The organism is Micromonospora sp. ATLC20 (assembly GCF_057196585.1).
In genome coordinates this window covers 1-12,811 of sequence record NZ_JBXUOV010000051.1, presented here as the reverse complement: position 1 = coordinate 12,811, position 12,811 = coordinate 1, and the positions used below count along the sequence as shown (strand labels likewise).

The window sequence follows — 12,811 nt, the reverse complement described above, 5'->3', positions numbered from 1 at the left end:
GTGGACCTGTACGACCTTGTCGAACTCAGGGACGCCGTGCCCGAGGAAAACCTTCCCGCCGGAGCGGTCGGCACCATCGTGCACGTGTTCCACCGACCCGACCTCGCCTACGAAGTGGAGTTCGCCGATCAGGACGGGCAGACCCTCAGCACTGTGGCCCTCACACCGGACAAGATCCAGAGGGTCGACACCAACGGCGCCGAGCAGCAGCCCTGAACTGGCCGGAAGGGTAAGGCAGTAGTGGCCGGCCTCGTCGTTCTGCGACCCGGAGTCGACTGGACAGCGACCGGAGGACTATTCGACTGGACGTTGGAGTTCCTGATCGGCCGGCTCTCGAGCAGAAGTGCCGCAAGGCATCTTCAGGAGATCGTCGACAACAACCTCGGTTCGTTCTGGCTGGAGGATCTGTCGCCGGAGGCCCAGCGCGAAGTCGTCAACCACTTACGCGCCGGTCTAGTGACGGCGGGTGAGCGGCATCTGCCGGAGACAGACCAGAAACCCGGAGTGGTGGCACATCTTCGAGAACTCGTCGCCGCGACCTACAGGCTGCCGTAAGGGCGGTTGCGACCAGAAATTGCGGGCGGTTCGGAGAGAAGCGGCATGGGCATGATGGTCGCCGCCCGCCGGGTCGAGGCCCCGGCGGACGAGGTGCGTTACGAGTTCGGGTTCGAGGACCGGTTCGACCGCATCCTCGTCATCGACCCGCAGACCTTGCAGGCGCGAGTCGAGGACGGTGACTTCAATGCCGCGGCCAGCGCGATCACCGCGAAGATCGTCTACGCCCGGCGCGAGCGGGGCGACTTTCCACAACGGATGCTCTTCGCGAGTTAGCTAGCCCTCGACGCGCACGCCGCACTGCATCCAGACCCGCACACTCTCGGTCACCTCGGTCCTTCCGCCGAGGGCATCGCGTACGTCGGCGGCGAACGCCGCGCGCTGCCGCGAGGACGGCAGATGTTCGGCGGACATGGCAGAGAAGATGCCGCCCACCATGTCGTCGACCGTGAGCGGCGCGTCGTACCGCACCGACGTCTCCTCGTACCGATAACCCGCACGCACGAGCGCCTCCCGATTGCGCCGGCGCCCGTCCTCGTCGGTCTGGCATCTCCCCCCGACGGGGTGGTCGAGCATCCGTTCCAGGCATCGCCGCAGCGCGCGCGACCACTCGGTGTCCTGCATCCACAGGGGTTCGCCGTTGGTGACGACGGCGATGCCACCTCCGGGGCGTACCAACGGCCGGGCCGCCTCGAACAGGGTGTCGCGGTCCATGAAGTGAATGGCGACGGCGACGGTCAGCGGGCCGACCGTCCGCCCGCCGAGCAGCCGGGACAACGCGGGCACGTCGCCGTCGCCGCCGAGCACCCACGTGGCGTTTGCGGTCCCCCGGTCCACTGCGGTACGCCGGGCGATCGCCAGCATGTCCGGTTCGGGGTCCATGCCGATGACCGCGCCCACCCTGTCAGCGAGCGGGATGCTCAGCTGGCCGGTGCCGCAGCCGAGGTCGACCACCGTGTCGTCGGCGCCGAGACGGAAGGCTGCCACCAGGGCGTCGAGCACCTCGGGCGGATAGCCGCGCCGATGCCGTGCGTAGTAGGTCGCCACCTCACCGCCGAAGCCCGTCGCCATGCCGGCAGCCTGCCCGCCGCGACCGTCCCGAGGCCAGCAGTTCTGCTCAAGGCACGCCCCAACCGCCGGGCCGGCGACGGCTTCGTCGTCCGGGCGCGGATCCCCACCGGGAGCGCGTCGTGACCACGCCGATCCGGGTGCTCGTCTGCGACGACCAGGCCCTGATCCGTACCGGATTCGCCACCATCATCGGCGCGCAGCCGGACATGGCCGCGGTGGGCGATTGCGGCGACCCGCCTGCTGGTCGGCATCCGCACCGCCGCCTCCGGCGCCGCGCTGCTCGCGCCCGAGGTGACGCGGCAACTGGTCGGCCGGTACGCGGCGCGGATCCGTCCCGCCGAGGGCACGCCGACGGACGTGGGGCTGACGCCGCGTGAGCTGGAGGTGCTGCGGCCGTGTCGCACAGTGCCGCTGGTCTAGCCCCCAGGAACCGACACACCGTCGTCGTCGAGAGGTGAGCCGTCCAGGGCGCGATCGGTCTCCGCGGCGGTCAGACGCACGATCACGTCGCCGTCGGAGGTCGGAAGGCGGGTGAAACGCAACAGGACGAACCCCGAACGGTTGCTGCCCCGCACGCCGTTGCCGAGGGGCATCGTGTGCACACCCTCGACGAGCCATTGATAGAGCGGCTGCGCGTCCGCGTCACGCCAGCCCTTCAAGCCGGCGTGGTGAACCGCCAGGGTCAGCTTCTCCGCCAGGTACTCGGGGTCGCAGACGCTGGTGATCGTCAGATCGAGTTCCGCGAACCGGTGTGCCGGCCCGAAGTGCCACAGTGCCCGCACCTCGCGGACCCCCGGGGTCAGCGGCCGTCCGATGAACATCCAGTCGTACGCGTCCAGGAAGGGTGCGTGGCGCTTGAGCCAGCTCTCCCTTTCCCGCTCCCGCACGATCCAGGGCAGAGGGATCTCGTTGAACTCGTCGGTCCACACCACTTCGGGAATCTCCCAGGCGTCGAGCCAGCTTCTGACGCGCTCCCGGTTGGCCAGGAACGCGGCTCGCAGTTCATCGCGCTGGCGGCGTCCGGTCATCGGATCACTCTCCGTAGTCCCAATCGAGGCCCCAGATGCGGACATTGCCCTGGTGGTCGCCGGTGACGACGGTGCCGAACGCGTCGTCGGCGCGTATCGCGTTGACCCGGACGTGGTGACCGTGCAGTGAGCGGATCCGGCGTCCGGTGCGCAGGTCCCAGACGTCGACGGTCTGCTCTCCCGGGTCTCCGGCCACCGCGAACCTCCCGTCGGGCGACACCGCCACCTCCTCGACCCCGGAGAGGCTTCCGGCCGGGCCGTCGAGAGCCCTCCCGTCGAACACCAGCTCTCCGCTCGCGGCGTCCCACACGACGAAGCCGGTCAGCCCGGCGATGACGGCGAGCCGACGGGAGTCCGTGAAGGCCAGCGCCGCCGACGAGCTGTGCTTGACCCGGTCGAGGTGGTAGGACGGGCGCCTGTCACCCGGTCGCCACGCGGTCAGGCGGGTCATCTCGGCCAGCAGCAGCATCCCGGAGGCGAACCGGATCTCCGTGTGCGGATCGACTTTCGCAAAGGTCTTCACGGGCTTTCCGGTGTTCATCGACCGGACCTCCACGGTGGCCGAGGCCGCGTCGTGGGTCAGCAGCTGCACGGCGATCGAGCGGGACGCCTCATCGGCCGTAACGCCGACGATCGTGCCGGGTCCGGTGCGGACCGTCGCGACGCAGGCAGCCGCCTCCAGTGACCACACCGTCGCCAATCCATGGCCGAAGCCGACCGCCAACAGGTCGCCCGAGATGTCGAGCGTGGTGTTCCCGTCGTCGCGAGGCAGGGCGCCGGCCACCTTGAACCGGGGCTGGAACGTCCGGGTGTCGTGGCAGGCGACCGATCCGTCCGAGTAGCCGATGATCACGTCCCGGCCGCCCCTGGCGAAGGACAGGCTGACGGCCGGGTTCCGCCGCTTGGTGACCCCGCCTGCCTTCTCCAGCGTCTCCAGGTCGAAGATCTCGACCTCGTCGACGTTGGCGGCGAAGGCGAACAACCGGCCGGAGGCGCCGATGTCGAAGGTGCCACGGGTGAGCATGACATCGGACAGTTCCTGCTCCAGCCAGATGCCGGTCAGTCCGGTGCGCCGCAGGTTCCGGCCCAGGGCACTGGAGGCCCGGCGTAGCCGCGGATGACGTTCGTGGCCGGGAACGCCACGCGCCTCGCGGATCGCGTCTGCCGCGCGCCGATCCTCTCCGGCCGCGATCATCGCCTCGACGCGTTCCATGACCTGGTCGAACGCCCGCTCGTCGCGCGCGAGGGCACCGACCGGGCGGGGCGGCGCGTACGACCAGGGGGCGAGGTGTCCGCTGAGCGGCATGGGGAGACGGGAGAGCGAGGTCTGGCCACTGTAGCCGTGCGATTCGGCGATGACGGCGTAGCCGCAGTCCCCGCTGAACGCCGTCGCGTCGCGACGTGAACCCCGCGCCCAGTCCTTCGGGAAGGTGCGGACGCAACGGCGGATGGCGAGTTCGAGGACCTGAAGGTCTCCGGTCCCGGGGTCGAGCAGGGCCCAGCCGGCCCGGCCGGAGACGCCGAGCATGCGGTATCCGGTCAGCCAGGGGATCTCCCACCGGCGCGGTTCGTCCCAGACCCGCATGTCCACCACTGTCAGGGACTGGTAGCCGATTCTCAGGACGGTCGACCCGTCCGGCGCCAGGGCGACGTTCTGGCCGTCGCCGTCCATCTCGTCGGCGGGTATGTGCAGGCCCCGCATCCTCGTGTCCCGCAGGGGCCACCACTGCTCCACCCGGTGGTCGACGGCGGAGCCGGGACGGCCCAGTGAGGCGGAGACGCACACCTCGGCGTCCGGGCCGAGGATCACCCGGGTGACAGTGCCGTCGTGGGGCCGGATGCGGGCGACCGGCTCCCACGCGCCGGTACGGAAGACGAGGAGACGGCCGTCGGCCGTACCTACAGCCGCGAAGCCACCCTCGGGGCTGAGCGCCACGGCTGTTCCTCCCTCCAGCCGGCCTTCGAGGTGGGCCGTGCCGTCGGCGAGCCGCCACCGCTCGACGCGGGAATCCTGGTAGCAGACGAGGACCCGCGCTCCGGCGTGGTCGATCGCGACGTCGACGGGAGCCGGGCCGGAGGCGGCGAGTTCCGCGACCACCCGGCCCGCGAAGGCGTCCCAGACCCGTACCCGTCCTGACCTCTCGGCCACCACCACGTGTGTCGCGTCATGATCGCAGGCCATTGCGACGACCTGGCCGGACAGCTGCCCGAACACCTCGAGCGTGCCCCTCGGCTCCAGTCGGGCACAGCGCTCCCGCGCGGCCGCGATCTCCGGCGAACCCGGATGCTTGCGGTCCGCCTCAGCCAGGTGCCGGGCCGCGAGGACGCCGTCACCGCGTTCCATGTGCACCATCGCGGCCAGGTAGTCCGCCTCCCAGGAGTCGCCCGTGGCGCGCAGTTCCGACAGGAGGGTCTCGTCGGTGACCAGGCCGTCGGCCCATTTGAGGAGCCCGTGGTTGTAGACCGCGCGGACGTTGTGCGGGTCGATCGCCTTGGCCCGCTCGAACATCTCGATCGCGCGGCGTTGGTCGCCGAGGTCCCACAGGGACAGCGCCTTGTTGGACAAGCCGTCGGCCTTGAGAGACGGCGACACCCCGTCGGGGCGCGGGTAGGGACCAGATGCGCAGTCCGCGTAGACGCTCAGCAGGACGGCCTCCGCCTCGGCGGTGTCGCCGATCCTCGACCGGGGGTCGCGCACCAGGCAGCCGGACAGGAGGTCGCGCAACGGCTGCGGGAGATCACCGCGCAGCGACGCCAGCGCATCCGCACCGTCGTGTCCCCACCTCCAGAGCCGGCGCCCGTGCAGCAGCTCGATCACCGTCAGCGCCCAGGACCACATGTCGCTGCTTCGGCCGATCCTTCCGTCCGGATCGACCTGCTCCGGCGAGCAGTACTGCGGTGTGAAGCCACCGAGCGTCGCGTACGAGGTCTCGACGCCACCCTCTGCGCTGCGCGCCACGGACGCTTTCGCCTTGGCCGTTCCGAAGTCGGTCACCCGTGCGGTCTCACCGTCGTACATGACGTTGGAGGGCTTGATGTCCTGATGCACCAGGCCTGCCGCGTGCGCGTGGCCGATGCCGCGCAGCATCTGGATCGCCACGTCGAGGGCCCGCGGGAGGTCGCGGCACCGCCCGTCCCGGACCGCCGCGGTCAGGTCACCGCCCGCGACCCATTCGGCGAAGATCACCGGGTACGCGCCGACGCGCTGCACGTAGTTGCAGCCGACCACGTTCGGATGCGGGTCGAGATCGGTCCAGGCCTGCGCCTCCTGCGCCAGCAGATCGAGGATCCCGGGCGCCGAGGCCAGGTCGGGGCGCGGCGTCTTCACCGCCAGGTCGACGCCCCAGGCGAGGTGATGCGCGCGGTAGACGAACCCCGTGCCGCCCGTTTCGACGACCTCCTCGATGCGGAAAGTGTCGAGGACGGTCTCCCCCGGCCGCCACCGGATGACCTGCCCCGCGTCCACGCCGAGGCCCTAGTCGACGAGCGCCACGTAGATCGGGCTGCCCAGGAGCACGCCGTTCGCCCCTGACTTCTCGGCCAGCCGCTTGGCGATGAACTCGACCCGTTGCGCCGGCCCGGGGAGCGCGGCCCCGATCTGCGCCAACGACTCGTGGAAGCGCTCGTCGTCGAACTCGCCCGGGTCGGCTCGCAATTCCTGGAGCTTGCGGAACAGGTACGGCGGGACCGATCCGACCGGTTCGGCGTCGCCGCCACCGACCACGTGCGACGCCGAGCCGCCGAGGACGATGACCTGGTCGTCGAGCGTCCCCGCGAAGACCACGATGCCGGCGGTCGGGAAGACCTGCCAGCGCATCTCCAGGCAGGCCTGGACGTAGGGGCGTTCCTCGTGAGCGGCGCCGATCTGGTCGGCGTCCTGCAGGTGCCGGATCACCTTTTCCAGCTTGTCGAGGTCGTGGCGCTCGGGCAGCACCGTCTTGCGGCTGTAGCGGACGACCTTCAGGTCCACGGCGAGCTCGGTCTCGTACTGCGCGGAGGAGGCGACCTGTGCCGCCAGAAGTCCGATCTTGAGATGCGACAGGTAGAGGTAGTACTTGAGACTCAAGATGCACTCCGGTTACGGGGAGACGTCCGAAGCCCACCCTACGTGGCGCACGCTCGCGATGCTGACCCTCGATCGACGACGATCGGTGTCCGCGCGGCCCCTCGCACCGACGCGACCACCTCCCCCGCTGAGCGCGTCAGCGATGGACGCGGCGGGAGCAGGGGCCGTCATGGTCGGCGCGGAGCAGGCACCGTCGGCCGCCGGGCATGAGCAGGTCGCAGAAGACCCGATGGCGTACGTTCTGGTCGTCCTCGGCCGACACGGTCGTCTCACCCGGGTCGGCCTGCGGCAGCATTCCGGTCCACCGGGCGACGACGCGGGCCAGGCGCTGCGCGGCGGGCAGGTCCGCGGCGGTCACCGGCAGGTGGATGACCCAGCGCCCGGTCACCGGCGCTCGCCGTTCGCCAGCCGCGCCTGCCCGTCCCGCGCCGGCGTGCCCACCCCGCCCTGACACCGCAGCTTCGTTCAGCGGTACGGCACCAGGGCTGCTCAACGGATCACCGATCGACAGGCACAGCGGCCGGGCCGTAGAGATCGCCACGCCGTCGTGCCGGTAGTCATCCTGTGACAGTGCGCAGCGGACGCGCAACGTTGCAACAGCGAATTTCTGGTTTGTGCATTGACTTATTTCGTGGAAACGAGTAGACGTTGCAGAGCTACGTCACTCGTTGTTGCCGGATGGAACCAGGGAGTGCCCGAATGGCGGAAGACATCGGCTCGACCGTGCCGCGCCGACAGCTCGGCCGGCTGCTACGCCAGTTCCGCAACGAGGCCGGCGTGACCCTCGACGCCGCCGCCGAGGCGCTGGAGTACAGCCGGCAGAAGATCTGGCGCATCGAGTGCGGCCTCGGGCCGGTGCGGGTGCTCGACGTCAAGGCAATGTGCGAGCTGTACGGCGTGTCTACGGAGATGACCGAGGCGATGCGAGGGCTGGCCGCGGAGACGAAGTCGAAGGGGTGGTGGCACGCGTACGGGGACGCGGTGCCGAGCTGGTTCGAGCTGTACGTCGGCCTGGAATCCGCCGCCGCCCATCTACGCCGCTACGACGAATCCTTGATCCCTGGCCTACTCCAAACTCGGGAGTACGCGCTCGGGCTTTTCCATCGGGGCAGCCGGCTGAGCATGGAGGAGCGGGAACGTGCCGTCGAGGTGCGTATGCAGCGACAAGCTCTGCTGACCCGCCGTCTTCCTACGCCTCCACGGCTGGAGGCCGCTCTCTCGGAGGCAGTGCTCCGGCGGCCGGTTGGCGGTGCATCTGTCATGGCCAACCAACTCAGCCACCTGCTCGAAACCTCCGAACTGCCGAACGTGTCGGTGCGCGTGGTGCCGCTGGCCGCCGGGCCGCATCCCGGCGCGGTGGCCGGGTCCTTCGTCATCCTCGACTTCCCCGCCACGAAAGGCGGACGAGCGGCGCCCGAGCCTTCCGTCGTCTACAGCGAGTCCCTGACCGGCGCTCTCTACCTGGACAAGCCCGACGAGCTCGCAGCTTACGAAAGCACCCGGAAGGGCGTAGATGCTCTCGCGTTAGGTGAGGCAGAATCGAGGGACGTGATCAAGGGAATCGTCGGGGAGCTGCGCCATGACTGACCTGACCGGCGCCCGCTGGCGCAAGAGCACTCGCAGCGGCGACAACGGTGGCGACTGCGTCGAGGTTGCTACGAACCTGCCCGGCGTCGTCGCCGTACGCGACTCGAAGGACCCGTCGGGCCCCTGGCTGCGATTCAGCAGTCCTGGATGGTCAACGTTCCTCTCCTCCTTGGTGGACGAGACACTGCGCCCTTAGAACTCTTCGAGCTGGACCCGCCCTGGGAAGAGAGCACGGCCACGTCCCAGGACGTGGCGGACGGCCTGCAGGCCGAAGGAACCCTTTATCGCACTCCGCTGCCCGAAGGCAGAGCCTTTGGAGGTGTTCCGGGGCCTGGAAAGCAGCCTGTATCGCCATCTCGCCGAGGGCAAGGTCCCCGCCAGTCTCCGGTCGGCACCGTCGGTCCGCCGTCGTTGGCGACAGCTTCGTGCCCGTGACCAGGTGGTATCACTCGGTCAGGACGGCACAGTCCTCAGGCCATTTGCCCAGCACCCTCGGCCCTACTGACCGCACCAATCGGACTCCCGAGAGCGGTGTCAGACTGCGGGGATGGAGGACTTGACGGCCCGCGTTCGGGCGTTCGCGGAGGAACGAGACTGGCAGCAGTTCCACACGCCGAAGAACCTCGCGATGGCACTGGCCGGCGAGGTCGGGGAACTGGTCGCCGAGTTCCAGTGGCTGACCCCGGAGCAAGCCGCCACGGTGATGGACGACCGCGAGGCGGGCGCACGCGTGCGAGCGGAGATCGGCGACGTCATGATCTACCTGACGAGGCTGGCAGACGTCCTCGACATCGACCTGACGGAGGCCGCCCTCGCCAAGTTGACCGAGGTCGCCGTCCGCTATCCCGCCAAGGATGTCAGGGGCTCCGCGGCCAAGCGGTAGCAGGGCGTGCCATGCGGATGATCTCTCCGCTACAGTCCACCCGTACAAGCGCGTAACGACGGGCTTCCGGTCGTCGCCGGACACGCCCCCCATGCGCACGATCATTTCGTGCTGCCCGGGGGCAAGTCGTGTCAGCCTTTCGCACCTCCGCCGACGGACTGCTGCGCTACGCGGCCGGTGGTGCCCTCGCCGACCGGATCGCGGAGCACATCGGGCACAACGTGAGCGCCTCCGAACGGCGGTCCTGGGAGCGGAGCCTGCCGGTGCTCGCCCAGGATCTCGCCGACGCGGGTCTCGGGCAGGTCGAGATGCTGGTGGAGTACCAGCTCCCGCTCACCAGCAAGCGGATCGACGTCGTCCTCGCCGGAACACATCCGAAGACGGCCGAGGACTCCTACGTCGTCGTGGAGTTGAAGCAGTGGTCCCGAGTCGAGTCGTACGAGGGATCCGAGAACCTGGTCCTGGTCGAGCACACCGCCACCCCTCGGCTGCATCCAGGCGTGCAGGTCGAGGACTACTGCGAATACCTCGCGGACTTCCTCGGGGTGCTCGCCCATTCGCACAACCCGATCGTCGGGGCCGCCTACCTGCACAACGCCGTCGACCGCGACATCGACGACCTCTTCGCCCGGCGGGCGACGGAGCAGAGCCGGATCTTCACCAAGCAGCGCCGCGGCCGGTTCCTCGACTACCTGCGCAGCCACCTGGCCCCCGCCTCCGGCGCGGCCGCCGCGGATCGCTTCCTCACCAGTTCGGTACGCCCCAGCAAGCGCCTGTTGTCCTACGCCGCCGCCGAGCTGAAGGACCGGTCCCACTTCACCCTGCTCGACGAGCAGCGCCTGGCGTACGAGCTGGTGCTGCACGCCGTGGAGCGCGCACGCAGCGCCGACCGCAAGTCGGTAGTGGTGGTGGCCGGCGGGCCCGGCAGCGGCAAGAGCGTCATCGCACTCTCGGTGCTCGGTGAGCTCGCCCGGCAGCAGCGCTCGGTCATGCACGCCACGGGCTCCCGCTCGTTCACCCAGACGCTGCGGCGTTACGCGGGCAAGGGCTCCACCCGGTTGAAGAACCTGTTCGGTTACTTCAACAGCTTCATGACCGCCGAGCGGAACGGCCTCGACGTGCTGATCTGCGACGAGGCGCACCGGATCAGGGAGACGTCGGTCAACCGGTTCACCCCGAAGGCGAAGCGGGACCGTGCCCGGCCGCAGATCGACGAACTCATCGCCGCGGCCCGGGTACCGGTCTTCCTGCTCGACGAGCACCAGGTGGTCAAGCCGGGCGAGCTGGGGAACGTCGACGTCATCTCCACGTACGCGAAACAGCTCGATCTGGACATCGAGGTGGTGTCGCTGCACGACCAGTTCCGGTGCGGCGGCAGTGAGGCGTACGAGGAGTGGGTCGTCGACCTGCTCGGCCTCGACGGCGGCAAGCCGTCGGTGTGGGCCGGAGACGGACGCTTCGACCTGCGGCTGGCGGACTCGCCGGAGGAGATGGAGGCTTTCCTGGCCGCGAAGCAGGAAGCCGGGGAGACGGCGCGCATGTCGGCCGGCTACTGCTGGCCGTGGAGCGATCCACGGCCGGACGACTCGCTGGTGGCCGACGTACGGATCGGTGGTTGGGCGCGCCCCTGGAACGTCAAGAGCGACCGCAGCGTCGGCGACGCGCCGGGCAGCGCGTTCTGGGCCACCGATCCGCACGGTTTCGGCCAGGTCGGTTGCGTGTACACCGCACAGGGCTTCGAGTACGAGTGGTCCGGTGTCATCCTCGGACCCGACCTGGTCGCCCGGGACGGACGGCTCGTCACCCAGCGGGCGGAGTCGAAGGATCCGGCTTTCCGTAGCCGCAAGTCGCTCAGTGACGCGGAGGCGGACCGCCTGATCCGTAACACCTACAAGGTGCTGATGACGCGAGGCATGCGCGGCACGATCCTGTACTCGACGGACGCCGAGACCCGTGCATGGCTCGGCTCGCTGATCCGCGTGGAACGCGGCCTCGAGACGATCTACGAGCAGATCGGCGGTTCATAACTCCCTGGGAATTGCCGGTTCGGGGCACGGCCGGGTCACCAGTCGCGGGCCCAGTCCGGCGGCGGTACGACGGCGAGCTGCGGCTCCCCGCTGATCGGTTCGAGCGCGTGCACGATCCGCAGGTCCCCGTCGGCGGCGGCGTCGGGGTCGGTCAGCACCCGGCCGCTGCTGCCGTCGGCGCTCACCAGCACCCACCGGTCGGGGTGGATGCCGCCGTCGTCGACGAGCGCCCGTACGCCGAACTCGCGGGCGAGGGTGACCGCGAGATCGCGCTCGCCGTGGCCGGTGGCGGCGGCCAGTTCGGTGTCACCGGTGAGGATCCAGCCGAAGCCCTCGTCCTCGTCGGGCGGGGTGAGCATCGCCACCGGCCGCGGGTCGTCGACGGCCCGGTCCTCGACCCGCCCGACGTACACGCTCTCCGGCGCGACGCCGTACTCCGTCAACAGGAACGCGCGCACGGCATCCGCCGGCAGCTCGGCCTCGAAGTGGATCCGATACCGCACCCCTACCCCTCTCCGAAGCCGAGCCCGATCCGCCACAGTGTCTTGCCTCGGCGGCCCGCCGGGGAGTTGGCTTTCGCGTATGGCCCGCATCGCGTACCACGACGCCGACGCCGAGGCGTTCGCCGCGACCCGGCACCTCACCGACGACGGTCTCACGGCCTGGCGTGCCGCCGTCGCCCGCCACCTCACCCCGCGCCCCGGCACGCGACTGCTCGACCTGGGCGCCGGGACCGGCAGCTGGGCGCGCGCGTTCACCGACTGGTTCCCCGGCATCGAGGTCGTCGCCGTCGAGCCTTCGGCGGCGATGCGCGCCCGGTGCGCGTTCGCGCCGCTCTTAGCAGGCGACGCCGAGCACATCCCCCTGGCCGACGACAGCGTCGACGGCGCGTGGCTGTCCACAGTCATCCACCACGTCCCCGACCTGGCCGCGACGGCACGCGAGCTGCGCCGGGTGCTGCGGCCCGGGGCCCCGGTACTCGTCCGGTCCGCGTTCGCCGGACGGCACGAGGCGATCACGCTGTTCGACTACTTTCCCGAGGCGATCCGCGTGCTGGACACGTACCCGAGCATCGCCGACGTCGAGGCCGCCTTCGCCGCCGCCGGCTTCGCCACCGCGGCGGTCGAGCAGGTCCCGCAGGTCACCGCATCCTCGCTGCGGGAGGCGGCGGCCGGCCTGCGCCGGGAGGCGCACACGCCGCTTCAGCTCATCACCGATGCGGAGTACGCCGCCGGCGTCGACCGGTTGCGGGAGGCAGCAAGGACGGTCGACGGCCCGGTCGTCGACGCCCTCGATCTGCTCGTGCTGCGCTGAAACACGCGGTTAGGGTGGGGCGATGGATCATCGTCAGTGGACGGTCGTCGGGGCGCCGTCGAGCGCCGGTGCCCACACTCCCGGCGTCGAGCGCGCACCCGCCGCCCTGCGCGCCGCGGGCCTGCTCGACCGGCTGGGCGCCGACGTCGAGGACGCCGGTGACGTGCCGGGCTTCCGGTGGCGGCCGGATCCGGCGTACCCCAGGGGTCAGAACGCGAGCGCGGTGGCGGCCGTCGCCTCGGCGGTGGCCGACCGGGTCGCGGCGGCGCTGGGCCGGGGG

14 protein-coding genes and 2 pseudogenes are annotated in these 12,811 nt (G+C 70.1%); 10 read left to right on the top strand and 6 right to left on the bottom strand.

Annotated elements, in window-relative coordinates:
- The 3 genes from AC2CHG_RS13705 (at position 1) to AC2CHG_RS13695 (ending at position 831) form a co-directional block, all read left to right on the top strand.
- A complete protein-coding gene (locus AC2CHG_RS13705) occupies positions 1–216 on the top strand; it encodes a DUF4926 domain-containing protein (RefSeq protein WP_484524860.1) in 216 nt (71 codons plus the stop codon).
- Positions 217–309: 93 nt separating this feature from the next.
- Positions 310–555 (top strand): hypothetical protein, encoded by a 246-nt coding sequence (locus AC2CHG_RS13700; protein WP_463839682.1) that lies wholly within the window; start codon positions 310–312, stop codon positions 553–555.
- Between the two features lie 45 nt (positions 556–600).
- Complete coding sequence (locus AC2CHG_RS13695) at positions 601–831, top strand: hypothetical protein (protein WP_484524859.1); 231 nt, start codon at positions 601–603, stop codon at positions 829–831.
- Here the strand turns inward: AC2CHG_RS13695 and AC2CHG_RS13690 are convergent, their stop codons facing one another.
- Positions 832–1,626, bottom strand: coding sequence for a class I SAM-dependent methyltransferase (locus AC2CHG_RS13690; protein WP_484524858.1), 795 nt, complete (start codon positions 1,624–1,626; stop codon positions 832–834). It abuts the gene before it with no gap.
- Between the two features lie 119 nt (positions 1,627–1,745).
- Between AC2CHG_RS13690 and AC2CHG_RS13685 the strand changes: the two are divergent.
- Positions 1,746–2,019: pseudogene (locus tag AC2CHG_RS13685) on the top strand (helix-turn-helix domain-containing protein); the annotation flags it as partial.
- Between the two features lie 23 nt (positions 2,020–2,042).
- Here AC2CHG_RS13685 and AC2CHG_RS13680 read toward each other — a convergent pair.
- The 4 genes from AC2CHG_RS13680 to AC2CHG_RS13665 form a co-directional block, all read right to left on the bottom strand.
- Positions 2,043–2,654, bottom strand: a complete 612-nt coding sequence (locus tag AC2CHG_RS13680; RefSeq protein ID WP_355509229.1) for a hypothetical protein — start codon at positions 2,652–2,654, stop codon at positions 2,043–2,045.
- A 4-nt stretch (positions 2,655–2,658) separates the two neighbouring features.
- Entirely contained in the window at positions 2,659–6,120 is a 3,462-nt protein-coding gene (locus tag AC2CHG_RS13675) for a protein kinase domain-containing protein (protein ID WP_484524857.1), read from the bottom strand.
- A gap of 9 nt (positions 6,121–6,129) precedes the next feature.
- Entirely contained in the window at positions 6,130–6,720 is a 591-nt protein-coding gene (locus AC2CHG_RS13670; protein ID WP_484524856.1) for a DUF7019 family protein, read from the bottom strand.
- A gap of 136 nt (positions 6,721–6,856) precedes the next feature.
- On the bottom strand, positions 6,857–7,108 hold the full coding sequence (locus AC2CHG_RS13665) for a hypothetical protein (protein ID WP_357961153.1): 252 nt from the start codon (positions 7,106–7,108) through the stop codon (positions 6,857–6,859).
- A gap of 311 nt (positions 7,109–7,419) precedes the next feature.
- On the opposite strand from AC2CHG_RS13665, the gene AC2CHG_RS13660 reads away from it, so the two are divergent.
- From AC2CHG_RS13660 to AC2CHG_RS13645, 4 genes are all read left to right on the top strand, one after another.
- Positions 7,420–8,307 (top strand): helix-turn-helix domain-containing protein, encoded by an 888-nt coding sequence (locus tag AC2CHG_RS13660; RefSeq protein ID WP_484524855.1) that lies wholly within the window; start codon positions 7,420–7,422, stop codon positions 8,305–8,307.
- On the top strand, positions 8,300–8,503 hold the full coding sequence (locus tag AC2CHG_RS13655; protein ID WP_402805988.1) for a DUF397 domain-containing protein: 204 nt from the start codon (positions 8,300–8,302) through the stop codon (positions 8,501–8,503). The genes AC2CHG_RS13660 and AC2CHG_RS13655 overlap by 8 nt, the downstream gene beginning before the upstream one ends.
- A 351-nt stretch (positions 8,504–8,854) precedes the next feature.
- Positions 8,855–9,190, top strand: coding sequence for a nucleotide pyrophosphohydrolase (locus tag AC2CHG_RS13650; protein ID WP_402805985.1), 336 nt, complete (start codon positions 8,855–8,857; stop codon positions 9,188–9,190).
- 128 nt (positions 9,191–9,318) lie between these two features.
- Positions 9,319–11,217: a DNA/RNA helicase domain-containing protein gene (locus tag AC2CHG_RS13645; RefSeq protein WP_484524854.1), complete on the top strand. Its 1,899-nt coding sequence runs from the start codon at positions 9,319–9,321 to the stop codon at positions 11,215–11,217.
- A gap of 35 nt (positions 11,218–11,252) precedes the next feature.
- On the opposite strand, the gene AC2CHG_RS13640 is transcribed toward AC2CHG_RS13645, so the two are convergent.
- Positions 11,253–11,720, bottom strand: coding sequence for a hypothetical protein (locus AC2CHG_RS13640; protein WP_484524853.1), 468 nt, complete (start codon positions 11,718–11,720; stop codon positions 11,253–11,255).
- 79 nt (positions 11,721–11,799) lie between these two features.
- Here AC2CHG_RS13640 and AC2CHG_RS13635 point away from each other — a divergent pair, with 79 nt between their 5' ends.
- Positions 11,800–12,531: a class I SAM-dependent methyltransferase gene (locus AC2CHG_RS13635; RefSeq protein WP_484524852.1), complete on the top strand. Its 732-nt coding sequence runs from the start codon at positions 11,800–11,802 to the stop codon at positions 12,529–12,531.
- A 22-nt stretch (positions 12,532–12,553) separates the two neighbouring features.
- A pseudogene (locus AC2CHG_RS13630) lies at positions 12,554–12,811 on the top strand (arginase family protein); the annotation flags it as partial.